The following is a 20646-nucleotide window of genomic DNA, read 5'->3' as shown; positions in this document are numbered from 1 at the left end:
CCCATAGTCATACGCCGAAACAGAGGCGCTCCTCGCTAACAAGAATAGGCGACGCCCGTCGATACAATTAGCTCGAATTGCCTGTGTCGGCACAACAATCGACTGAAACACCCTGACATTCGGCATGCAATTATGGAAGCAGCCGCCATGCTATGGGGGAAATATCCGCAAATTGCCGCAGCCGCTGAGGAGCATATGGACACGGTAGACATCCTCGCCCGTCTTGTCGCCTTTCCGAGCGTCGTCAGCACACCGAATGACGGCATCGTCGGCTGGATCAAAACTTATCTGCAAGATCTCGGAATCCACGTCACCGTGCTTCCAGGGCCTGAAGGCGACAGGTCCAACATCTTTGCCACGATCGGCCCCAGGGATGTTGCAGGTTATATTCTGTCCGGACATATGGATGTCGTTCCCGCCGGAGAACCGAACTGGACCTCGGAGCCTTTTGCGCTCCGAAAGAAGTCCGACCGGCTCTATGGGCGTGGCACGACCGATATGAAAGGGTTTCTTGCCGCCGCACTCGCGGCCGCGACGGAACTTGCCAGGGCAAATCTTGCCCGCCCCATTCATCTTGCATTCTCATATGACGAAGAGGCTGGGTGTCGCGGCGTGCCGCACCTCCTGGCTGGTATCAAGGAGCTCTGCGCACATCCGCAAGGCGCCATCATCGGCGAGCCGAGCCGCATGCAGGCCGTGCGCGCCCATAAGGGGAAAGCAGCGGCGCGCGTCACCATCGGCGGAAAGGCAGGCCATTCATCTCGTCCGGATCTGGCGCTCAATGCGGTTCATGCCATGTCGAAAGTGCTCAATAGCGCCGTCGAAGAAGCGCAGAAACTGACGCTTGGCCCCTTCGACCCGGCATTCGAGCCTCCCTATTCGACGCTTCAGGCAGGCATCATTTCCGGCGGGCTGGCGCTGAACATCGTTCCCGACAATTGCCGGCTTGATCTTGAGGCGCGCGGCATTGCCAATGTGTCCCCCGAGGAACTGCTCGCCCCCGTGCGGCGCAGCGCGGAGATGCTTGCGCAACAGGGCTTCTCCGTGGACTGGACCCCGCTCAGCGCCTATCCCGCGCTGTCGCTTGCAAAGGATGCGCAGCTCTCAACACTGATGGAAGAAATCACCGGCAGGCCGTCGCTTGCTGCGGTCAGCTACGGGACCGAGGCCGGACTATATCAGGCAGCCGGGATCGATGCGATCATCTGCGGGCCTGGAGACATCGATCGCGCGCACAAGCCTGACGAGTACATTCTGGAGGGCGAACTTGAGGATTGTCGCCAAATGATATTGGCGCTGGCTGTGCGATGCGCGCGGTCTTGAGGGAGCGATTGCCATGACGTTTCTCTTCAATTCGGACGCCAAGCGCGGTGCGATCTTCGCTCGGGCCTTTGCCGAGGAACTCCCTGATCTGGCGTTTTCGATGGATGCAGCAAGCGTCGATCCGGATGAGGTCCGTTTCCTGATTACCTGGACGGTGCCCGAGGATCTCTCACGCTACCGCAATCTGGAAATCCTGTTTTCGATCGGCGCCGGCGTCGACCAGTTCAAGACGGACCACGTGCCTGATCATGTGAAGATCGTCCGCATGGTCGAGGATGGCATCGTCAGGATGATGCAGGAATATGTGACGCTTGGCGTGCTCGCTTTGCATCGCAACCTTCTTCCCTATCTCGCCCAGCAACGCGCCGGGGAATGGCGCGGCCTGCCTCAACGCCAGGCGCATGAAAGACGCATCGGGGTTCTCGGATTGGGTGTTCTGGGAACGGCCGTATTGGAACGGCTGAAGCCATTCGGCTTCCCGCTCGCCGGCTGGAGCAGATCGCCCAGGGCGATCGAGGGCGTGGAATGCCATCACGGGGAAGCCGGCCTACGAACCATGGTGGCTGCGACGGACATTCTCATTTGCCTGCTGCCGCTGACGCAGGAGACCACGGGTTTCCTGAACGACACGCTGCTTGCTAGCCTTCCGGCGGGGGCGATGCTCGTGCATGCCGGTCGCGGCCCGCAGCTCGATGTGCACGCCCTGATCGCTGCGCTCGATACCGGCCACCTCGCTGCAGCGGTGCTCGACGTTACCGACCCGGAGCCCCTGCCCTCGGATCATCCGCTTTGGAGACATCCGAAAATCATGCTCACCCCGCATATCGCCAGCGTGACGCAACCCGACACCGCCGCCCGCGCGGTGATCGACAACATCCGTCGTCATCGCGCGGGCCTCGACCCGATCGGGCTCATCGACCGGCAACGCGGATATTGAACCCATAGCAATGAAAGGCTCGAAATGACCCTGCTCAAAACCGTTATAACCAATCCCGGGACGGCCCCGCGTGAATCCAAGGCCCTGCCCGAAAGGCTGATTGCCGGCGCTCCGTCATTCAAGACCTGGGCACAGGATGAGGCGAAGGATGGCGTAGTACGCACCGGTGTCTGGGAGGCAACGCCCGGCGAGACCCGGTCGATCAAGGGCGAGACCTTCGAATTCTGCCATATCCTCTCGGGTGTCGTCGAGATCACCCCTGATGGCGGCGATCCCGTGGTCTACAGGGCCGGCGACAGTTTTGTGATGAAGCCCGGCTTCACGGGCAAATGGAAGACGGTCGAGACCGTTCGCAAGATCTACGTGACAGTGGGATAAAGGCTGCGCGCGGCCGCAACAGAAATCACTGTTCGCCCTCGCCAAAACGCAAGATTCGTCGGCATGCCCGCCGGCATACGAAGCAAGCTGCTCGTAAGCCGGCGCTAGGCTTTGGCAAATGTCTCAGAAAGAGCTTCCCATGAGCTTGAGTTTCGATCCCGACACATTGCCGTTGCCCATCGGCCATTTCATTGGCGGGGAGCTTGTTGAAGCTCCCGGCGCGATAGAGATGCACAGACCCTCCGATGGCAAGCCCTACGCAGGCTGCCCGATTGCAAGTCCCGAGATGGTGGACCGGGCGGTCGAATCGGCCAAGGCGGCATTGAAGGCAAGCAACTGGGGCGGCATGCGCCCGCGAGAGCGCGTCCGGGTGATGCATGCCTGGGCCGATCTGATCCAGGCTGAGACGGAAACGCTTGCTCGACTGGAGGCTTTGTCCTCCACCCGACTGATCAGTCAGTTGGCGGCAGGAGACATTGCGGTCACCGCCGAGCAGATCCGCTTCTTTGCCGAATTCGCCGACAAGGAAGGCAGCGATGTCGTGCCGACCGATGACAAGACCTTCGGCATGATCCTCAGCGAACCCTATGGCGTCGTCGGCGCGATCACGCCGTGGAACTTTCCGGTCTCCATGGCCGGCTGGAAGCTCGGCCCAGCGCTCGCTGCCGGCAATGCCGTCGTCCTCAAGCCCTCGGAGATGACGCCGTTTTCGACTGTCTACCTGGCCGAGCTTGCCATCAGAGCCGGACTGCCCGCCGGCCTCTTCAACGTCGTCCTCGGAGACGGGCTCACCACCGGTACGGCGCTCACCGGCCATCCCGACATCGCCAAGGTCAGCTTCACCGGCTCGACGCGCGCCGGGTCGGCGATCATGGAGAATATCGCCCGCTCCGGCATCAAGCCCGTGACGCTCGAGCTTGGCGGCAAGAGCCCGCAGATCGTCTTCAAGGACGCCGATCTTTCGAAAGCCGCCGATGCGATCGCCGGCAGCCTTCTCTTCAACGCCGGCCAGGCTTGCGTCGCCGCGACACGCGTGATCGTGGAGGCGAGCGTGGCCGGAGAGTTTACGCAAGCGCTCATCACGCGGATGGCCGACGTTGGGGCTGGCCCCACCTGGGATGCGGCGACACGCTATTCGCCGATCATCTCCCAGCGTCAGCGCGACCGGATCGACGCGATCGTCGCCGCCGCAATCAACGAAGGCGGCCGTTGTATCGCCGGCGGCAAGCCCATGGACCGGTCAGGCTATTTCTACGAGCCGACACTTTTGACCGATCTCGATCCGTCGTCTCCAGCCATTCTCGAGGAAATCTTCGGGCCGGTCCTGACGCTGCAGACCTTTGAGGACGAGGAGGAAGCGATGGCTCTTGCCGATCACCCGACCTATGGACTTGCTGCAGGCCTGTTTACATCGGACGTTTCGCGCACCATCCGCCTCAGCCGTCAGATCCAGGCGGGTACGATCTGGGTTAATCGCTACAGCCGCTCGCGAGATCATATTCTGCCGACCGGCGGCTACAAGCGCTCCGGCATCGGCAAGGATCTGGGGCGCGAGGCCTATCTCGCCAACCGCAAGACGAAGAGCGTGCTCATCAGCCTTTGAGGGATATGAAGCCATGAAGACCTATTCCATTGCCCTGATCCCCGGCGACGGCATCGGCCGGGACGTGACGGACGCCGCATGGTCGGTGCTGCAGGTCGCGGCCAAAACTTGCGGTTTCGCATTGAACGGCACCGAATTTCCCTGGTCATGCGAATTCTACCGGAAGACCGGGCGGATGATGCCCGAAGACGGGATCGAGACGTTGCGGACATTCGACGCCATCCTGCTCGGTGCGGTCGGCTGGCCAGCGGAAGTGCCGGATGCGGTCTCCCTGCATGGCCTGCTGCTGCCGATCCGCAAGGCCTTCGTGCAATATGCCAATATCCGGCCGCACCGGCTTCTACCGGGGGTACAGGGACCGTTGCGGGCGGAGGCATTCGACATTCTTTGCATCCGCGAAAACACCGAGGGCGAATATTCGGGCGCCGGCGGCCGCGTCCATCAAGGCACGAACGATGAAGTTGCGGTGGAGACGTCGATCTTTACCCGCACGGGTGTCGAGCGGATCCTTCGTTTCGGCTTCGAGCAGGCGCGCAGCCGGCGCGGCAAGCTTGCCTCCGTCACCAAGTCCAACGCCCAAAAATATTCGATGGTCTTTTGGGATGAAATCACGGACAGGCTCTCGGCCGAATTTCCTGATGTCGAGGTTTCGAGCTATCACATCGACGCCATGGCGGCGCGCATGGTGATGGCGCCGGAAAGCCTTGACGTCGTCGTCGCCTCCAACCTGTTCGGCGATATCCTGACGGATCTTGGTGCCGCCATTCAGGGCGGCCTTGGATTTGCGGCTTCGGCCAATATCAATCCACGGCGCGACGCACCTTCCATGTTCGAACCGGTTCACGGTTCGGCTCCGGATATTGCCGGGCTCGGCATCGCCAATCCGATTGCCGCCATCTGGTCGGGAGCGATGATGCTCGATCATCTGGGCGAGAAGGATGCGGCCGCCCGCATCATCGCGGCCATGGAGACGGCAACGGCGCGCGGCATCGGCATCAGTCCCGGCAAGGATCGCACCGAAACCATCACCGCCGGCATCATTGCCGCGCTCTCCTGACATCAGAGGGACCTCATGTTGAATTTGAAAGACAAGCAGCTTTTCCGTGAGATGGGATTGATCGACGGGGCCTGGATTGCCGCGGCCTCAGGCGCGACGGTGGATGTTCACGACCCGGCCAAACAGGCTGCGATCGGCACCGTGCCCGATATGGGTTCGGCAGAAACGCGCAATGCAATCACCGCCGCCGAGCGCGCGCAGCGCAGCTGGAAGCGCAAGACCAATGCGGAACGTGCTGCACTTCTCGAAACCTGGCACGATCTCATGCTTGAGAATGTCGACGATCTTGCCCTTATTCTGACGACGGAACAGGGCAAGCCGCTCGACGAAGCGCGTGGCGAAATCCGCTACGGCGCCTCATTCGTGAAGTGGTTCGCCGAGGAGGCCCGCCGCATCAACGGCCACACGATACCTTCCCCCACGCCTGATCGCCGCATCATCGTGCTCAAGGAGCCGGTCGGCGTCTGCGGCATCATCACGCCCTGGAATTTTCCCAATGCGATGATCACCCGCAAGGTCGCGCCGGCCCTTGCCGCCGGCTGCACGGTCGTCATCAAGCCCTCGGAATTCACTCCCTATTCTGCGTTGGCGCTCGGGGTGCTGGCCGAACGCGCCGGCATACCGGCAGGCGTCATCAATATCGTCACGGGCATGCCGGCCGAGATTGGCAACGAGATCATGCGCAACGAAACCGTACGCAAGATCTCCTTCACCGGCTCGACCAGGGTCGGCTCGCTCCTGATGCGCGGTGCTGCCGACAGCATCAAGCGGCTCAGCCTCGAACTCGGCGGCAACGCGCCGTTCATCGTCTTTGACGACGCCGATCTCGATCTCGCTGTTGAAGGCGCGCTCGCCTCCAAGTTCCGCAATGGCGGCCAGACCTGCGTCTGCGCCAACCGGCTCCTCGTGCAATCGGGCGTCTACGATGCCTTCGCGGCGAAACTGAAGGCAAAGGTCGATGCCATGAAGGTCGGTCCCGGCACCGAGGCCGGCGTATCGATCGGCCCGATGATCAACCAAGCAGCGATCGAAAAGATCGACCGGCATGTCCGCGACGCGTTGGCAAAGGGTGCCAAGATCATCACATCGGCTCGACAGCTACCCGACGGCAGGCAATATACGGCGCCGATCGTCCTGACCGGGGCGACGACGGAGATGGAGCTTGCCGGCGAAGAAACGTTCGGGCCGGTGGCGCCGCTCTTCCGCTTTGAGACCGAAGACGAGGCGATCGCGATCGCCAACGGCACGCCCTTTGGATTGGCGTCCTATTTCTATACCGACAATCTCAAGCGCGCCTGGCGCGTCGGCGAGGCCCTGGAATTCGGCATGGTCGGGCTCAACACCGGCTCCGTTTCCATGGAAGTCGCCCCCTTCGGCGGCATCAAGCAATCCGGCATCGGCCGCGAGGGTGCACAAGCCGGTATCGAGGAATATCTCGAAATGAAGAGCTTTCACATGGGCGGACTTGCCTAGATATGGCGGCACGCTCGTCCCAACAATTATGACGCGATCATATCCAATGTCAGCTCTGGCCCATCATCTTCATGAGGCCAGTTCGATCCTCCGCAAGGAATTGCGATTGCGGCACAGCGAAAGTGGTGCATAGATCATGACCGTGCACCGGCCGGCGAAATCCGAGAGCGGACGTCGGGCGCTATTGGAATATGGAGTTGACATGATCATTCGTTTTTGGCGAGCCGTCGCAGGTTCTGACGAAGTCCTGACCGCCTATGCGAAGCACCTTGAAACCACAACTTTCGTTGAAATGGCGCAACTGCCCGGCCACCTTGGCGCAACCCTCGCCCGCAAGGTGCGAGGCGAAAACCATGAACTGGTGGTCATGAGCTTTTGGGCGGACATGGCCTCCGCCGGTCATTTCGGCAAAGGCGATTTTGACGATGCGGTGGTGAAGCCGAGCACGCAGAAACTGTTGCGCTCCTTCGATCTGAAGGTCGAATATTTCGAGACTGTGGTTTCGACCGGATTGATCGCCGGTCAGGATCGTCCCCTTCAAGACGTCTAGGACCGGCAAATCAGAGCCTGACTGTCGTCATCATCCGAACCTGTCCAGCATCTTGTAATAGAGACCTACCAGCGGCAGGAACCATGGCTTGCCGAAATGGCCAGGCACGGCCGGCCAGTCGACGTCCTTCATGGGGTTACGGTCTTCGCGGCCGAGCATGGCATCGGCCATGATCATGCCGAGATGCGTCGACAGTTGCGCGCCATGGCCGGAATAACCCATCGCATACCAGTTTCCATCATGATAGCCGGCGCGCGGATAACGATCCTTGGTCATGTCGACGAGACCGCCCCAGCAATAATCCACATCGATACCGGCAAGTTGCGGGAAGATTTCGGCGAGACCCGCTTTCAGGATTGCACCGCTCTTGGCGTCGGAGCGATGATCGGAGGTAGCGGAAAATCGTGCCCGCCCGCCGAACAGCAACCGGTTGTCGGGCGACAAGCGGAAATAATTGCCGATGTTCATCGAGGTGACGCAGGTGCGGTTTCCCGGCATGACCGACGCGATCTCATCGGCCGTTAGCGGCCGGGTTGCGATCAGGAAGCTGCCGACCGAGATGATCCGCCGGCGGAAATAGCCGAAATTCGGGGTCGTGTAGGCGCCGGTTGCCACCAGCACATTGTCGGCCGTGATCTCGCCACGCGGCGTCACCAATCGATGACGGCCATTCTCCTGGATCTTGTTCGTCACAGGCGCTGCTTCATGAATTACAGCACCATGGCGCACGGCAGCATCCGCAAGGCCGACCGCATAGCGGCCCATGTGCATCATCGCGCTTTTCTTGAAGAGCATCGCGCCGTGGAAGGGCGAGCCGATCTCCTGTTTGAGATCGTCTGGCGTAAGCAACGCCGTATCCGCATCGACTTCGGCATGAACGGCTTCGAAATTGCGGGCAATCGATCCGAAATGCTGCGGTTTCGATGCCAGCTTCAGCTTTCCCGCCCGGCGAAAATTGCAATCGATGCCTTCCTCGGCGACAAGCGCCTCGATCGTATCGATGGAGGCGTCGAGCGCCTTATAGAGCGCGATCGCCCTGTCCTTGCCAAGTTCGGCCCTGGCAGCCGGATAACTGTGGGCAAGGCCATTGTTCAGATGACCGCCATTGCGGCCCGACGCGCCCCAGCCGACGCGCTCGGCTTCAAGCACCACGACTCTGGCGCCAGCCTTGGCCAGCTGCCGAGCCGCGGACAGTCCCGTGAAACCGGCTCCTATGACACAGGCGTCGTATCGCCCTTCGACCGGGCCTTGCCGGCCTCCGGCAAAGATCGGCGCTGTATCGTGCCAATAGGAGACGAATTTCATGAGGCCGTCCTTCTCTTATAGCCCAACGACGCCGGCCAGGCCGGATATGTCCGCAATCTCGACATAGCCGTAATAGGGATTTGCCGGTTCGTGGCCACGGTTGACCCAGACCTTGTTCTTGACGCCGAGATCATGCGCCGACATCAGATCGTAACGGAAAGAAGACGAGCAATGCAGGATGTCCTCCGGCCCGCAACCCAGCATGTCGAACATATACTCAAAGGCCTTGAAGCGCGGCTTATAGGCATTGGCCTGCTCTGCCGTATAGACGGCATGGAAAGGCGCGCCGAGCTTGTCGACATTCGACATGATCTGGCTGTTCATCGCGTTGGAGAGGATCACCAGCGGGATTTCCTTGGCAACCTTCACCAGTCCGGCCGGCACATCGGGATGCGGCCCCCAACCGGGTACGCGCTCATAGATCGCCTTGGCGTCTTCCGCGCGAAACTTGACGCCATTGGCGCGGCAGGTCCGCTCGATGGCGTTGTGAACGACATCGGCATAGGGCTTCCAGTCACCGAGAATCTCGTCCAGCCGATAGGCGGCGAAGTTCTTTGTAAACTGCTGCATCCTCGCTTCATCGAGCCCGGAGCCATAAATGTCGCGCGCCGCTTCGGCCATCTCGAAATTGATGAGCGTGCCATAGCAATCGAAGGTGATGTATTTCGGCCGGAAAGGCGCCATGTCCGTTCGTCCTCTGTCTAAAGGGCATCTGCGTTCTCTACTGAAACGATCATAGGCTGAAGTCCTGCGACGGACATGATCGAATTGGCGTCTCCGCAAAGCATATTGTTTCGTATGCGCGGCATGCTTTGGCAGAGTGTTGCAGCAGACACCTGTCGCCTTGCTGTTTTTGGACCATTGGGGAGCCGTCGAAACAGTATCAACAGCATAAGATGCGGCCAATCGTATTCGCTACGGTGAAAGATATCACGACGGCCGGCGGCTTCAGATGATCTGCCGTGCGGGGATCGCGGAGACTTGAGGCAAGGAAAGGATGCCTCATGCAAACCGACGACATCAATCTGGTCAGCTTCACGCCGGAGCATGTAGACGGCGCACTCGCCCTCTCGCGCCAGGCTAAGTGGCCCCATCGTGCCGAGGACTGGCATCTGGTCTTGCGCTTGAGCCACGGCGTGGCAGCCATGGACGAGATGGGTCATGTCGTAGGGACCATCCTGATGACCCCCTACGGGCAAGATTGCGCGACAATCAACATGGTGATCGTCGACGAGAACCTGCGCGGGCGCGGCCTTGGCCGCAAGCTCATGGACAGGGCAATGGCGCTTGCCGGCGATCGGCCCTTGCGGCTCATTGCTACGGCGGATGGTCTGCCGCTGTATCGCAAGCTCGGATTTGTTGCCGAAGGCGAGATCTTTCAGCACCAGGGACATCTTGCCGACCTTATCCCCGCCGGAGATGTCGAGGCTGCGACCGCCGATGACCTTTCCGCGATCAAGGCGCTCGATCAGGCAGCCTTCGGCGCCGACCGCAGCACGTTGATCGACGCTCTTGTAGGCGTCGCGCAACTGTTCGTCATTCGGCGGCATGGCCGCGTCGAGGCTTTTGGCGCGCTGCGCGCCTTTGGGCGCGGCGATGTGATCGGGCCTGTCGTCGCATCGAATGCGGAGGATGCGAAATCGCTGATAACGGCGCTCGCCCTTCGCAAGTCGAGCGACTTCCTGCGTGTCGATACGAACGAAGGTTCGGGCTTGACCGGTTGGCTGGCAGAAATCGGCCTCAACCACGTGGGTGGCGGCATCGCGATGCGGCGGTCGGCTGGCGCTGCAGCGGCCGGCAAGGACGCAAGAATATTTGCATTGGCCAATCAGGCCCTCGGATAGTCTGGAGATCATCATGCTCGCCAACTCGCTCATCGAACTCGATCGCGCGCACCTCATCCATCCGGTTTCATCCTATCGCGGTCATGAAAAGCTGGGCGTACGGGTGTTACGATCCGCAAAGGGCGCAACCGTCACCGATGCATCGGGCCATCAGCTTGTCGATGGATTTGCCGGGCTCTGGTGCGTCAATGCCGGCTACGGGCATGAGAGCATCGTCGAGGCGGCTGCCCGTCAGATGCGTGAACTGCCCTACGCGACAGGCTATTTCGATATCGGTTGCGAGGCCGCCATTCGTCTTGCCGCTGAACTCGCCGATCGGGCGCCCGGCGATCTCAATCATGTCTTCTTCACGCTCGGCGGATCGGACGCTGTCGACAGCACGGTGCGTTTCGTCCGCTACTACTGGCATGCTAGGGGCAAGCCGGAGCGCGATCAGTTCATCTCGATCGAGCAAGGCTACCACGGCTCCTCGACGGTCGGAGCCGGTTTGACGGCGCTGCCAGGATTTCACGCCGGCTTCGGTGTCCCCTTCGATTGGCAGCACAAGATCCCTTCGCCCTATCCCTATCGCAATCCGGTCGGCGAAGAGGCGGACGCGATCATTGCCGCGTCGATCGCCGATCTCAAATCAAAGATCGAGGCTATCGGCGCCGACCGTGTGGCGGCATTTTATGCCGAACCGATCCAGGGCTCGGGCGGCGTCATCGTGCCGCCGAAAGGCTGGCTCAAGGCGATCCGCGATCTCTGCAGCCAATATGAGATCCTCTTCATCGCCGATGAGGTCATCACCGGCTTTGGCAGAACCGGTCCGTTGTTTGCCTGTTCGTATGACGAAGTCGTTCCCGACTTCATGACGACGGCCAAGGGCCTGACCTCCGGCTATGTGCCGATGGGCGCGGTATTCATGTCCGATCGCGTCTATGATGTCATCGCCGATGCCGCCGGCAATGCGGCGGTCGGGCATGGCTACACCTATTCGGCCCATCCCGTCAGTGCTGCAGTCGGGCTCGAGGTGCTGAAGCTTTATGAAGGCGGTCTTCTCGAAAACGGCGTCAAGGCAGGCGCGCGCCTGATGGCGGGGCTGGAAAGCCTGCGTGATCATCCGCTGGTCGGCGATGTCCGCGGTCGCGGGATGCTGGCCGCTGTCGAGCTTGTCGTCGACAAGGTCAAGAAGAAACCGTTGCCAAGCGCTGCCGCGCCGGCCCGCAGGATTTTCGACCGCGCCTGGGATAATGGCCTCGTCATTCGGGCATTCGCCCATGGCGTGCTCGGATACGCGCCGCCGCTTTGCTGCACGGACGGCGACATAGACGCGATCCTGGAACGCACGCGAAAGACACTCGATCAGACTTTGGATGATCCGGACGTTCGGAACGCCATGCGTTGAAGCGGCATGGGCCGTTCTTCATTGGTGAAATGTCGGACGGAGCCGGAAATTCGGAATTTTGTGCCGCGACACACCATCGATTCGGCGACTCCGCCGCACAGGAACTGCCAAACTGCTTCCTAGAACGGCTGAAAACCGGCTTTTCCGGGCCTTGGCAGGAGAATTTCCGCCCCTTGGGCCAGAATTTTATGCTGCAGGCGGTTTCTCCGCAGCAGATCATGAAGGAGAGCATGACTTGGCCAGAGACTTTCAGGAATTCAAATATCTTACCTTCGATGTCGTCGGCACCCTTATCGATTTCGAAGGCGGCATAAAGACCTGCCTTGCGGAGATTGCAGCGGAAACCGGCACTTCCATCGATGGCGAGGAAGCATTGAGGCTCTATCGCCAGGCGCGCTACAGCGAGGATGCGGATCTCTTTCCGGACGATCTTTCACGCGTCTACATGATCATCGCGCCTGCACTCGGCCTGCCAGCGGAAGATCGGTATGCGCGGCGGCTGCGCGATTCCGTGGCCAACTGGAATGCCTTCGACGACAGCGCGGCGGCACTTGCCGAACTCGGGAAAACACATCGCCTTGTTGCGATGACAAATGCCCGCCGCTGGGCACTCGATCATTTCGAAAAGAAGCTGGGCTCGCCGTTCTTTGCGACCTTCACCGCCGATGATACCGGCACGGAAAAGCCAGATCCCGCCTTCTTCGAACAGGTATTCGAGTTCGTCGCCGGCAAAGGGGCAAGCAAGAACGATATCCTGCATGTCGCTCAAAGCCAGTACCACGATATCGGCATTTCGCGAAAGCTTGGTCTGACCAATTGCTGGATCGAGCGCCGTCATGCGCAGAATGGCTATGGCGGCACGATAGAGCCAGAAAACTTCACTCAACCCGACTACCACTTCACGTCGATGGCGGCTTTCGCCTCGGCGGTCAAGGAAAGGCTGACCGAAAGACAGTGACCCAACCGGGAGAGCTCGCGACCAAGACGGGCATCCCATCAATCAACAGAAAAAGGGGAATGAGATGACTGACAGAATTACAAACTGGACGACTGCCGACGACGCAATGGTGGAGAACGCCATCCGGCGCGGAGCAACGCGGCGCGATCTTCTGAAACTGATGCTAGCGGGAGGCGTCGCGGTATCATCAGCAGGCATCATTCTCGGCCGCGCCACGCAGGCCGTTGCAGCCACGCCGGTCTCGGGCGGCGCGTTCAAGGGGGCCGGCTGGTCGTCGTCCACCGCCGACACGCTGGATCCCGCCAAGGCGTCCCTGTCGACAGACTATGTGCGCTGCTGCTCGCTCTACAATCGCCTGACTTTCATCGACAAGGCCGGCGTAACGCAAATGGAGCTTGCCGAGAGCATCGAAAGCAAGGACGCCAAGACCTGGACGATCAAGCTGCGCAAGGGCGTGACGTTCCATGACGGCAAGGAACTGACGGCCGACGATGTCGTCTTTTCGCTGAAGCGCCATCTCGACCCGGGCGTCGGCTCCAAGGTTGCCAAGATTGCCGCCCAGATGACCGGCTTCAAGGCGGTCGACAAGTCGACGGTCGAACTTACGCTCGCCGACCCGAATGCCGACCTGCCGACCATTCTGGCGCTGCATCACTTCATGATCGTCGCCAACGGCACGACGGACTTTTCGAAGGGCAACGGTACCGGCGCTTTCGTGCTCGAAACCTTCGATCCGGGTAATCGCTCGGTCGTCGTCAAGAACAAGAACTACTGGAAGTCGGGCCAACCCTATCTCGACTCCTTCGAGTTCTTCGCCATCAGCGACGACAATGCCCGCGTGAATGCCCTGCTCTCGGGCGACATTCATCTTGCTGCAGCGATCAACCCCCGCGCGGTGAAGCTGGTCGATGGCCAGTCGGGCTTTGCATTGTCGAAAACGACAAGCGGCAATTACACCAACCTCAACATGCGTCTCGACATGACGCCGGGCAACAAGAAGGATTTCGTCGACGGGATGAAGTCCCTCGTCAATCGCGAGCAGATCGTCAAATCGGCATTGCGCGGTTTTGGTGAAGTGGCGAATGATCAGCCCGTCTCTCCGGCCAACATCTATCACAACAATGATTTGAAGCCGAAAGCCTTCGATCCGGACAAGGCCAAGTTCCATTTCCAGAAGGCGGGCGTACTCGGCCAATCCATTCCGGTGATCGCCTCCGATGCGGCAGGCTCGTCAATCGATATGGCGATGATCATCCAGGCTGCGGGCGCAAACATCGGCATGAAGCTCGATGTCCAGCGCGTTCCATCCGACGGCTACTGGGATAATTACTGGCTGAAGGCGCCGATCCATTTTGGCAACATCAATCCGCGCCCGACGCCCGACATCCTGTTCTCGCTTCTCTATGCCTCGAATGCCCCATGGAACGAGAGCCAGTACAAGTCGGAGAAATTCGACAAGATGCTGATCGAAGCCCGTGGCTTGCTCGATCAGACCAAGCGCAAGCAGATCTACGACGAAATGCAGGTGATGATCGCCGACGAGGCGGGCACCATCATCCCTGCCTATATCTCGAATGTGGATGCCATTTCGAGCAAGGTACACGGATTGGAAGCCAATCCGCTCGGTGGCATGATGGGTTACGCGATGGCGGAATATCTCTGGCTCCAGGCCTGACCGCCGCTGGACATCTCTTCCCCGGGACGGTTCAGGCCGTTCCGGGGTGGCTTTCGTCCCGCAAACGCATTCGTTCCTTAGAACGCTGCAGGAGCACTTTTGTTGAGATCCGAGGTTTCCGTCCTTGTCCTGAATCGGCTTTTCATCGCGATCATCTCGTTGCTGATCGTGTCGTTTGCCGTCTTTTTCGCAACCAGCATGCTGCCGGGAGATACCGCCTCCATCCTGCTTGGTCAGGCGGCCACGCCTGAGGCGGTTGCAGGCTTGCGCAAGGCCATGCATCTCGATGAGCCGGCAATCCTGCGGTTCATAGGATGGCTTTTGGGGTTGATGAAGGGCGACCTTGGGACGTCCTATGCGAATAACATGCCCGTCGCGCAGCTGATCGGCGGGCGTCTGGTGGCGACGCTGGAACTTGCGGCCATAACCACCCTCGTCTCCGTGCCGTTGGCCCTGCTGCTCGGCATTACGTCCGCCATGCTTCGCGGCTCCTATTATGATCGCCTCGTAACCGTCATCTCGATCGGCGTCATCTCGGTGCCCGAATTCATGGTCGCGACGCTCGCGGTATTGCTGTTTGCCGTCTATCTGCGCTGGCTGCCGGCATTGTCGTCGACGAGCGAGGCCCATACGCTCTTCGACCTCATGAAAATCTATGCCATGCCGGTCATTACGCTCACCTTCGTCATCTCGGCGCAAATGATCCGCATGACCCGCGCGGCTCTAATCGAGACGCTGAAGACGCCCTATGTCGAAATGGCCCTTCTCAAGGGCGCCTCACGCAGCCGCATGGTGTTCAGACACGCATTGCCCAATGCTCTCGGGCCGATCGTCAATGCCATTGCGCTTTCGCTCTCCTATCTCGTCGGCGGCGTGATCATCGTCGAGACCATCTTTAACTATCCTGGCATCGCCAAGCTGATGGTGGACGCGGTCGCAACCCGCGATCTGCCGCTCATCCAGAGCTGCGCGATGATCTTTTGCCTTGGTTACCTCTTGCTGATCACCGCCGCCGACATCATTGCCATCCTGTCGAATCCGAGGTTGCGATGACCACGAAAAGCTTGGCTCCCCGTTCTCCATCCATGTTCGGTTACAACGTCAGCCTCGTTGGCATCGTAGCCTTTGCCGTTATCTTCGGCTGGACGATCATCGCCCTGTTCGCCCCCTATATCATTCCCTATTCCGTCGGTGACATCATCGATACCGATTATTTCGGCCCGGTGAGCCCGCAATTGTGGCTCGGGTCGGACTATCTCGGCCGAGACATGCTCTCGCGCGTCTTGATGGGCGCGCGCTATACGGTCGGTATTTCATTGGCTGCAGTGGCCCTCTGCTGTTTTTGCGGCGTGACACTCGGCATGACCGCGGCGGTCATCGGCGGATGGTTCGACACGATCCTGAGCCGGTTTCTCGACGCACTGAATTCAATCCCGAGCAAGCTTTTCGGCCTGGTCGTCGTTGCTGCTGTCGGCTCGTCCATTCCGGTGCTGATCATCACGCTCGCCGTCATCTACACGCCCGGCGCCTATCGCTTTGCGCGCGCCCTTGCCGTCAACATCAACACGATGGATTTCATCACGGTTGCGCGCACTCGCGGCGAGAAGGTCGGATATATTATCGCCTCTGAAATTCTGCCGAACATTATCCGGCCGGTTCTGGCGGACTTCGGCCTGCGCTTCGTCTTTGTCGTGCTCCTGCTGTCGGGCCTTTCTTTTCTCGGCCTCGGCCTGCAGCCGCCCTATGCCGACTGGGGAGCGCTGGTCCGCGAAAATATCGGCGGCCTGCCCTTCGCCGCACCCGCCGTGATCGTGCCCTCCTTCGCCATCGCCAGCCTCACCATCAGCGTCAACCTGCTGATCGACAACCTGCCGCGCAGGATCAGGGACAGGAGCGCATGACGATGACCGACCTCGTTGAAATCAGGAATCTCAAAGTCGAGGCGAAGACAGACTCCGGTCGGATCATCGAGATCATCAAGGATGTCAGCTTCGACATCGCCAAGGGTGAAATTATTGCCCTCATCGGCGAAAGCGGCTCGGGTAAGACGACGATCGCGCTGACGCTCATGGGACATGCGCGGGAAGGCTGTCACATCTCCGGCGGCAAGATTTACGTCGACGGGCAGGACATGGCCGCGCTCTCCGAAAGCGCGCGCGCAAAGGTTCGCGGCACGACGGTCGCCTATATCCCGCAAAGTGCTGCGGCAGCCTTCAATCCCGCCACGAAGATCATGGAACAGGTGATCGAAGTCACGCGCATTCACCGGCTGATGCCGCCTGAGCAAGCTCGACTGCGCGCGATCGAGCTCTTCCGGGCTCTTTCCCTGCCGAATCCGGAAACGATCGGCGAGCGATATCCGCATCAGGTCTCCGGCGGCCAGTTGCAGCGGCTGGCGGCAGCCATGGCTCTGATCGGCGAACCCAAGCTGGTCATTTTCGACGAACCGACCACAGCGCTCGATGTGACGACGCAGATCGATGTGCTGAAAGCATTCAAATCGGTCATCCGTGCCGGCGACATTGCCGGCGTCTATGTGTCGCATGATCTTGCGGTCGTCGCCCAGATCGCCGATCGCATCGCTGTCCTCAAGGGCGGCGAAATCCAGGAAGTGGCAAAGACCGAAGCGATCCTGACGCGGCCAAGCCATCCCTACACACGCGAGCTGCTTGCGGCCTTCGAGCCGAAGCAGGTCGTGCGGAGCAATAGCGCGGGCGCGTCGATTGCACCTGTGTTGAGGATCGACAGCCTGGTAGCCGGCTATGGCGATCTTCAACCCAACGGCCTGCCAGCAGTCTGCGCGGTTCAATCCGTCAGCCTCGAGGTGGAGAAAGGCAGAAATCTCGGCATCATCGGCGAATCCGGATGCGGAAAGTCGACGCTGGCGCGGGCGATTGCCGGCATATTGCCGGCCGTATCAGGCACGATCGATTTCAATGGCAGCGAGATCAATCGCGCCGCCAAATCGCGCACGCGGGATCAATTGCGGGAGATGCAGATCGTCTTTCAATATGCCGATACCGCGCTCAATCCGGCAAAGTCGATTGCCGACATTCTCGAGCGGCCCTTGGCATTTTATCACGGGATGGATCGCAAGGCGCGAGAGGCAAGGGTCGATCAATTGCTCGACATGGTGCGATTGCCACGAGCGCTTCGCTACCGTTATCCATCGGAATTATCGGGCGGACAGAAGCAGCGCGTGAACTTCGCCCGCGCGCTTGCGGCCGAACCGCGCCTGATCATCTGCGATGAAATCACCTCCGCCCTCGATACCGTCGTTGCTGCCGCGATCATCGACCTTCTCAAGGAGCTGCAGCGTGAGCTGCATCTCTCCTACATCTTCATCAGCCACGATCTGTCGGTCGTCGAGGCAATCTGCGATGAGATCGCCGTGATGTATGGCGGCAAGAAGGTGGAGCAAATTACGCGCGAGACCGCGGATACGCCGCGCCATCCCTATTCGCAACTGCTGTTCGGATCGGTTCCGAAACTCGATCCGGCCTGGCTCGACAATCTCGTTCAGGACCCTGAGTTGAAGCGCGAATATGGCCACGGCTAGCCGCCGACCGGACCTGTCAGCCCATCAGAGGGGAAACAGGCTGGTTAGCGGCATGTGCGACTTGACGATCGGTGATTTGAGCACGACGAAGCTGAAATACTTGTCGATGCCGATATCCATGTCGGTCAGCCGTTCCATGATGGTCTGGTACTCGCCGATCCCGGCGGTGACGAACTTGATGAGATAGTCGTAGCCGCCCGATACGAGATGGCACTCGATCACCTGGTCGATTTTCTCGACCACGTTGAGGAAGCGGGCAAAATCGATCTGCCTGTGGTTCTTCAGTGTGATTTCGGTAAAGACGGTCAGCGTCTGGCCGAGCTTGGCGAGGTTGATCTGGGCCGAATAGCCCTCGATATATCCTTCCGCCTGCAGCCGCTTGACGCGCATGAGGCATGGGCTGGGCGAAAGGGCCACCAGTTCCGCCAGCTCGACATTGGTAATGCGGCCGTTTCTCTGAAGCTCATAGAGGATTTTGATATCGATCCGATCCAGTTTCATGAGAAGGCCCGCCATTGAAAGAGTGCCGGCGAAGACGGCACAAAATGCTGTTATCGCGCAAAGCAGAGCGTAGCATATCGCCCGGACATGTCTATCAGGAAGACAAATCTCCCTTGAAGCACAATAGTTTATAGACGGCATCAATCGCGGCATAAAATTTGGCAGGCTGACAATCTCCGGCAACGTCTGGCGAAGCAATGGAGTAGATTTGGGTGAACCGGGAGATCGCGCATGCCTGCACCGCTTTGCCTTATCGAAAGCTCGCCGATATTGCCGAAGTCCGCCGATGCCGTCGTGATCGGCGGGGGGATTGTCGGTGTCTTCGCCGCATATTATCTCGCACGGTCGGGCCTGCGCGTCGCGCTTGTCGAAAAAGGCCTGATCGGCGCGGAGCAATCCAGCCGTAATTGGGGATGGTGCCGGCAGCAGAATCGCGACGGGCGGGAGCTGCCGATCGCAACAAAAAGCCTTGATCTGTGGGAGCGTTTTGCCACTGAAAGCGGCGAAGACACGGGTTTCCGCCGCTGCGGCCTATTCTATCTCAGCAATGACGAACAGGAGATCGCCGGTTGGGCGCGCTGGCATGACTTTGCCAAAACGGTTGGTGTCACGACACATATGCTCGACGGCGCTGCTGCGACCGAGCGCGGCCGTGCCACGGGGCGCATCTGGAAAGGCGGGGTCTTCTCGCCGACCGATGGAATTGCCGATCCGGCCAATGCGGCCCCGGCGGTGGCCCGCGCGATCAAGAAGCTCGGCAGCACCGTTCATCAGAATTGCGCTGCCCGCGGCCTGGAAACAGAGGCAGGGCGCGTCAGCGGTGTGATCACCGAGAGCGGCACGATCCGCACCAAGACGGCGATCCTTGCCGGTGGCGCCTGGGCTTCCGCCTTCTGCCGGCAGTTGGGCATCCGCTTTCCTCAAGCCTCCGTTCGCTCGTCCATTCTGGCCGTTTCGGCCGGCGCCGAAGGATTGCCCGATGCCTTGCACACCAGCGGCGTGTCGGTCACGCGTCGCGGCGACGGCGGCTATACGCTGGCCATCAGCGGTCGCGGCCGGGTGGATGTGACACCGCAACAATTGCGGTTCTCATCGCAATTCATTCCCATGTTCCTCAAGCGGCGAAAGAGCCTTTCGCCCGGCGGGCTCGAAGGCTTTCGCTCCGGCCACGAATCCTTGAAGCGCTGGCGGCTCGACCGGGCAACGCCGATGGAGCGTATGCGCATTCTCGATCCGAAGCCGGATCATGCGACGATCGAACTGACGCATGCAAGGGCGCTGGAACTCCTGCCGGAGCTTCAAAAGACCAAGATCACTGCCGCCTGGGCGGGCTATATCGACAGTACGCCGGACGGTGTTCCCGGCATTGGAGAGATCGCTACCCTTCCCGGTTTCATCCTCGCCGCGGGATTTTCTGGCCATGGCTTTGGAATCGGACCTGGTGCGGGCCATCTGATTGCCGACATCGTGACCGGTGCTGCGCCGATCGTCGATCCGCTGCCCTATCACCCAAGCCGTTTTGCCTCATCCGTTTGGGGCAAGGTCGCTGATTTCTAAAACACAAAAAGCAACGCCGCTCTCCTGATTATTGACCAAGCTTCTGCGGACGGATGTTATCATCGACAAGGGGCAGCCGCCCCGGAAAGGCGATGGACATGCTTTTACGCATCAAACGAGTTTACGAACCCGCCGATGATGGCGACGGCAAGCGTATCCTGGTCGACCGTCTATGGCCTCGCGGCATCAGCAAGAACGACGCCCATATTGATGCCTGGCTGAAGGATATCGCTCCAAGCGCCGAGCTGCGACGCTGGTTCGGTCACGATCCAAAAAAATGGGATGAGTTTCGCCACCGCTATCAGGATGAGTTAAAGAGGAACTCCAAGGCACTGGATGAGCTTAGAGAGCAGATCGGACAATCGACTGCCACGCTTCTCTATGGTGCGAGAGACAGCGAGCACAATAACGCCGTCGCTCTCATGGACTTCATCGCCAAGCGTTAGATCGTCCCGCATTCGCCCTAGGGCTTGGTTCGACGAATGTCGGGAAATCGTGATAATCAGCAGTCGCGTCAGGGCACGGACGGCTGCGCTCAG

The 20646-nt window shown here is 60.1% G+C and carries 19 protein-coding genes; 16 read left to right on the top strand and 3 right to left on the bottom strand.

Annotation, left to right across the window (positions count from 1 at the left end):
• The first annotated feature begins 195 nt into the window (after positions 1 to 195).
• The 7 genes from argE to GA0061100_RS27470 all read left to right on the top strand — a co-directional run bounded on the left by argE (position 196) and on the right by GA0061100_RS27470 (position 7321).
• Positions 196 to 1323, top strand: a complete 1128-nt coding sequence (gene argE / locus GA0061100_RS27500) for an acetylornithine deacetylase (protein ID WP_075856089.1) — start codon at positions 196 to 198, stop codon at positions 1321 to 1323.
• 13 nt (positions 1324 to 1336) lie between these two features.
• A complete protein-coding gene (locus GA0061100_RS27495) occupies positions 1337 to 2260 on the top strand; it encodes a 2-hydroxyacid dehydrogenase (protein ID WP_075856034.1) in 924 nt (307 codons plus the stop codon).
• A 24-nt stretch (positions 2261 to 2284) separates the two neighbouring features.
• Entirely contained in the window at positions 2285 to 2638 is a 354-nt protein-coding gene (locus GA0061100_RS27490; protein ID WP_075856033.1) for a cupin domain-containing protein, read from the top strand.
• Between the two features lie 139 nt (positions 2639 to 2777).
• Positions 2778 to 4241, top strand: coding sequence for an aldehyde dehydrogenase family protein (locus GA0061100_RS27485; RefSeq protein WP_075856032.1), 1464 nt, complete (start codon positions 2778 to 2780; stop codon positions 4239 to 4241).
• Between the two features lie 13 nt (positions 4242 to 4254).
• Positions 4255 to 5298 carry a tartrate dehydrogenase gene (locus GA0061100_RS27480; RefSeq protein ID WP_075856031.1) on the top strand — a complete coding sequence of 348 codons (1044 nt, stop codon included), beginning with the start codon at positions 4255 to 4257 and terminating at the stop codon, positions 5296 to 5298.
• A gap of 15 nt (positions 5299 to 5313) precedes the next feature.
• The gene (locus GA0061100_RS27475) at positions 5314 to 6771 is read left to right on the top strand and encodes an NAD-dependent succinate-semialdehyde dehydrogenase (protein ID WP_075856030.1); all 1458 of its coding nucleotides are present in this window, start codon (positions 5314 to 5316) and stop codon (positions 6769 to 6771) included.
• A gap of 202 nt (positions 6772 to 6973) precedes the next feature.
• On the top strand, positions 6974 to 7321 hold the full coding sequence (locus GA0061100_RS27470) for a hypothetical protein (protein ID WP_075856029.1): 348 nt from the start codon (positions 6974 to 6976) through the stop codon (positions 7319 to 7321).
• Positions 7322 to 7351: 30 nt separating this feature from the next.
• Here the strand turns inward: GA0061100_RS27470 and GA0061100_RS27465 are convergent, their stop codons facing one another.
• Both GA0061100_RS27465 and GA0061100_RS27460 read right to left on the bottom strand, forming a co-directional pair.
• Positions 7352 to 8626 (bottom strand): NAD(P)/FAD-dependent oxidoreductase, encoded by a 1275-nt coding sequence (locus tag GA0061100_RS27465; protein WP_075856028.1) that lies wholly within the window; start codon positions 8624 to 8626, stop codon positions 7352 to 7354.
• Between the two features lie 15 nt (positions 8627 to 8641).
• Positions 8642 to 9310: a haloacid dehalogenase type II gene (locus GA0061100_RS27460; RefSeq protein WP_075856027.1), complete on the bottom strand. Its 669-nt coding sequence runs from the start codon at positions 9308 to 9310 to the stop codon at positions 8642 to 8644.
• Positions 9311 to 9630: 320 nt separating this feature from the next.
• Here GA0061100_RS27460 and GA0061100_RS27455 point away from each other — a divergent pair, with 320 nt between their 5' ends.
• The 7 genes from GA0061100_RS27455 to GA0061100_RS27425 all read left to right on the top strand — a co-directional run bounded on the left by GA0061100_RS27455 (position 9631) and on the right by GA0061100_RS27425 (position 18049).
• A complete protein-coding gene (locus GA0061100_RS27455; RefSeq protein ID WP_075856026.1) occupies positions 9631 to 10470 on the top strand; it encodes a GNAT family N-acetyltransferase in 840 nt (279 codons plus the stop codon).
• 13 nt (positions 10471 to 10483) lie between these two features.
• Positions 10484 to 11857: an aspartate aminotransferase family protein gene (locus GA0061100_RS27450; protein ID WP_075856025.1), complete on the top strand. Its 1374-nt coding sequence runs from the start codon at positions 10484 to 10486 to the stop codon at positions 11855 to 11857.
• A 235-nt stretch (positions 11858 to 12092) separates the two neighbouring features.
• On the top strand, positions 12093 to 12815 hold the full coding sequence (locus GA0061100_RS27445) for an HAD-IA family hydrolase (protein WP_075856024.1): 723 nt from the start codon (positions 12093 to 12095) through the stop codon (positions 12813 to 12815).
• Between the two features lie 64 nt (positions 12816 to 12879).
• Positions 12880 to 14490 (top strand): ABC transporter substrate-binding protein, encoded by a 1611-nt coding sequence (locus GA0061100_RS27440; protein ID WP_075856023.1) that lies wholly within the window; start codon positions 12880 to 12882, stop codon positions 14488 to 14490.
• 102 nt (positions 14491 to 14592) lie between these two features.
• Complete coding sequence (locus GA0061100_RS27435) at positions 14593 to 15543, top strand: ABC transporter permease (protein ID WP_075856022.1); 951 nt, start codon at positions 14593 to 14595, stop codon at positions 15541 to 15543.
• On the top strand, positions 15540 to 16391 hold the full coding sequence (locus GA0061100_RS27430; protein ID WP_075856021.1) for an ABC transporter permease: 852 nt from the start codon (positions 15540 to 15542) through the stop codon (positions 16389 to 16391). Before GA0061100_RS27435 ends, GA0061100_RS27430 begins: the two co-directional genes overlap by 4 nt.
• Positions 16392 to 16393: 2 nt before the next feature.
• Positions 16394 to 18049, top strand: coding sequence for an ABC transporter ATP-binding protein (locus GA0061100_RS27425; protein ID WP_075856020.1), 1656 nt, complete (start codon positions 16394 to 16396; stop codon positions 18047 to 18049).
• Positions 18050 to 18073: 24 nt separating this feature from the next.
• Here the strand turns inward: GA0061100_RS27425 and GA0061100_RS27420 are convergent, their stop codons facing one another.
• A complete protein-coding gene (locus GA0061100_RS27420) occupies positions 18074 to 18550 on the bottom strand; it encodes an Lrp/AsnC family transcriptional regulator (RefSeq protein ID WP_075856088.1) in 477 nt (158 codons plus the stop codon).
• A gap of 231 nt (positions 18551 to 18781) precedes the next feature.
• On the opposite strand from GA0061100_RS27420, the gene GA0061100_RS27415 reads away from it, so the two are divergent.
• Positions 18782 to 20107: an NAD(P)/FAD-dependent oxidoreductase gene (locus GA0061100_RS27415; protein WP_075856019.1), complete on the top strand. Its 1326-nt coding sequence runs from the start codon at positions 18782 to 18784 to the stop codon at positions 20105 to 20107.
• 98 nt (positions 20108 to 20205) lie between these two features.
• Positions 20206 to 20553, top strand: a complete 348-nt coding sequence (locus tag GA0061100_RS27410; RefSeq protein ID WP_075856087.1) for a DUF488 domain-containing protein — start codon at positions 20206 to 20208, stop codon at positions 20551 to 20553.
• Positions 20554 to 20646: the final 93 nt, after the last annotated feature.

Origin of the sequence: Martinezella hainanensis (genome assembly GCF_900094555.1) — a bacterium.
Taxonomy (GTDB): domain Bacteria; phylum Pseudomonadota; class Alphaproteobacteria; order Rhizobiales; family Rhizobiaceae; genus Rhizobium; species Rhizobium hainanense.
Note: the sequence above shows the minus strand (reverse complement) of the source record. Positions and strands in the feature narration are given on the sequence as shown.

What these genes read in the sequence shown, in the direction of transcription:
- argE (WP_075856089.1), top strand. Translation starts at nt 196, where the DNA reads ATGGACACGGTAGACATCCTCGCCCGTCTTGTCGCCTTTCCGAGCGTC.
- GA0061100_RS27495 (WP_075856034.1), top strand. Translation starts at nt 1,337, where the DNA reads ATGACGTTTCTCTTCAATTCGGACGCCAAGCGCGGTGCGATCTTCGCT.
- GA0061100_RS27490 (WP_075856033.1), top strand. Translation starts at nt 2,285, where the DNA reads ATGACCCTGCTCAAAACCGTTATAACCAATCCCGGGACGGCCCCGCGT.
- GA0061100_RS27485 (WP_075856032.1), top strand. Translation starts at nt 2,778, where the DNA reads ATGAGCTTGAGTTTCGATCCCGACACATTGCCGTTGCCCATCGGCCAT.
- GA0061100_RS27480 (WP_075856031.1), top strand. Translation starts at nt 4,255, where the DNA reads ATGAAGACCTATTCCATTGCCCTGATCCCCGGCGACGGCATCGGCCGG.
- GA0061100_RS27475 (WP_075856030.1), top strand. Translation starts at nt 5,314, where the DNA reads ATGTTGAATTTGAAAGACAAGCAGCTTTTCCGTGAGATGGGATTGATC.
- GA0061100_RS27470 (WP_075856029.1), top strand. Translation starts at nt 6,974, where the DNA reads ATGATCATTCGTTTTTGGCGAGCCGTCGCAGGTTCTGACGAAGTCCTG.
- GA0061100_RS27465 (WP_075856028.1), bottom strand. Translation starts at nt 8,626, where the DNA reads ATGAAATTCGTCTCCTATTGGCACGATACAGCGCCGATCTTTGCCGGA.
- GA0061100_RS27460 (WP_075856027.1), bottom strand. Translation starts at nt 9,310, where the DNA reads ATGGCGCCTTTCCGGCCGAAATACATCACCTTCGATTGCTATGGCACG.
- GA0061100_RS27455 (WP_075856026.1), top strand. Translation starts at nt 9,631, where the DNA reads ATGCAAACCGACGACATCAATCTGGTCAGCTTCACGCCGGAGCATGTA.
- GA0061100_RS27450 (WP_075856025.1), top strand. Translation starts at nt 10,484, where the DNA reads ATGCTCGCCAACTCGCTCATCGAACTCGATCGCGCGCACCTCATCCAT.
- GA0061100_RS27440 (WP_075856023.1), top strand. Translation starts at nt 12,880, where the DNA reads ATGACTGACAGAATTACAAACTGGACGACTGCCGACGACGCAATGGTG.
- GA0061100_RS27430 (WP_075856021.1), top strand. Translation starts at nt 15,540, where the DNA reads ATGACCACGAAAAGCTTGGCTCCCCGTTCTCCATCCATGTTCGGTTAC.
- GA0061100_RS27425 (WP_075856020.1), top strand. Translation starts at nt 16,394, where the DNA reads ATGACCGACCTCGTTGAAATCAGGAATCTCAAAGTCGAGGCGAAGACA.
- GA0061100_RS27420 (WP_075856088.1), bottom strand. Translation starts at nt 18,550, where the DNA reads ATGAAACTGGATCGGATCGATATCAAAATCCTCTATGAGCTTCAGAGA.
- GA0061100_RS27415 (WP_075856019.1), top strand. Translation starts at nt 18,782, where the DNA reads ATGCCTGCACCGCTTTGCCTTATCGAAAGCTCGCCGATATTGCCGAAG.
- GA0061100_RS27410 (WP_075856087.1), top strand. Translation starts at nt 20,206, where the DNA reads ATGCTTTTACGCATCAAACGAGTTTACGAACCCGCCGATGATGGCGAC.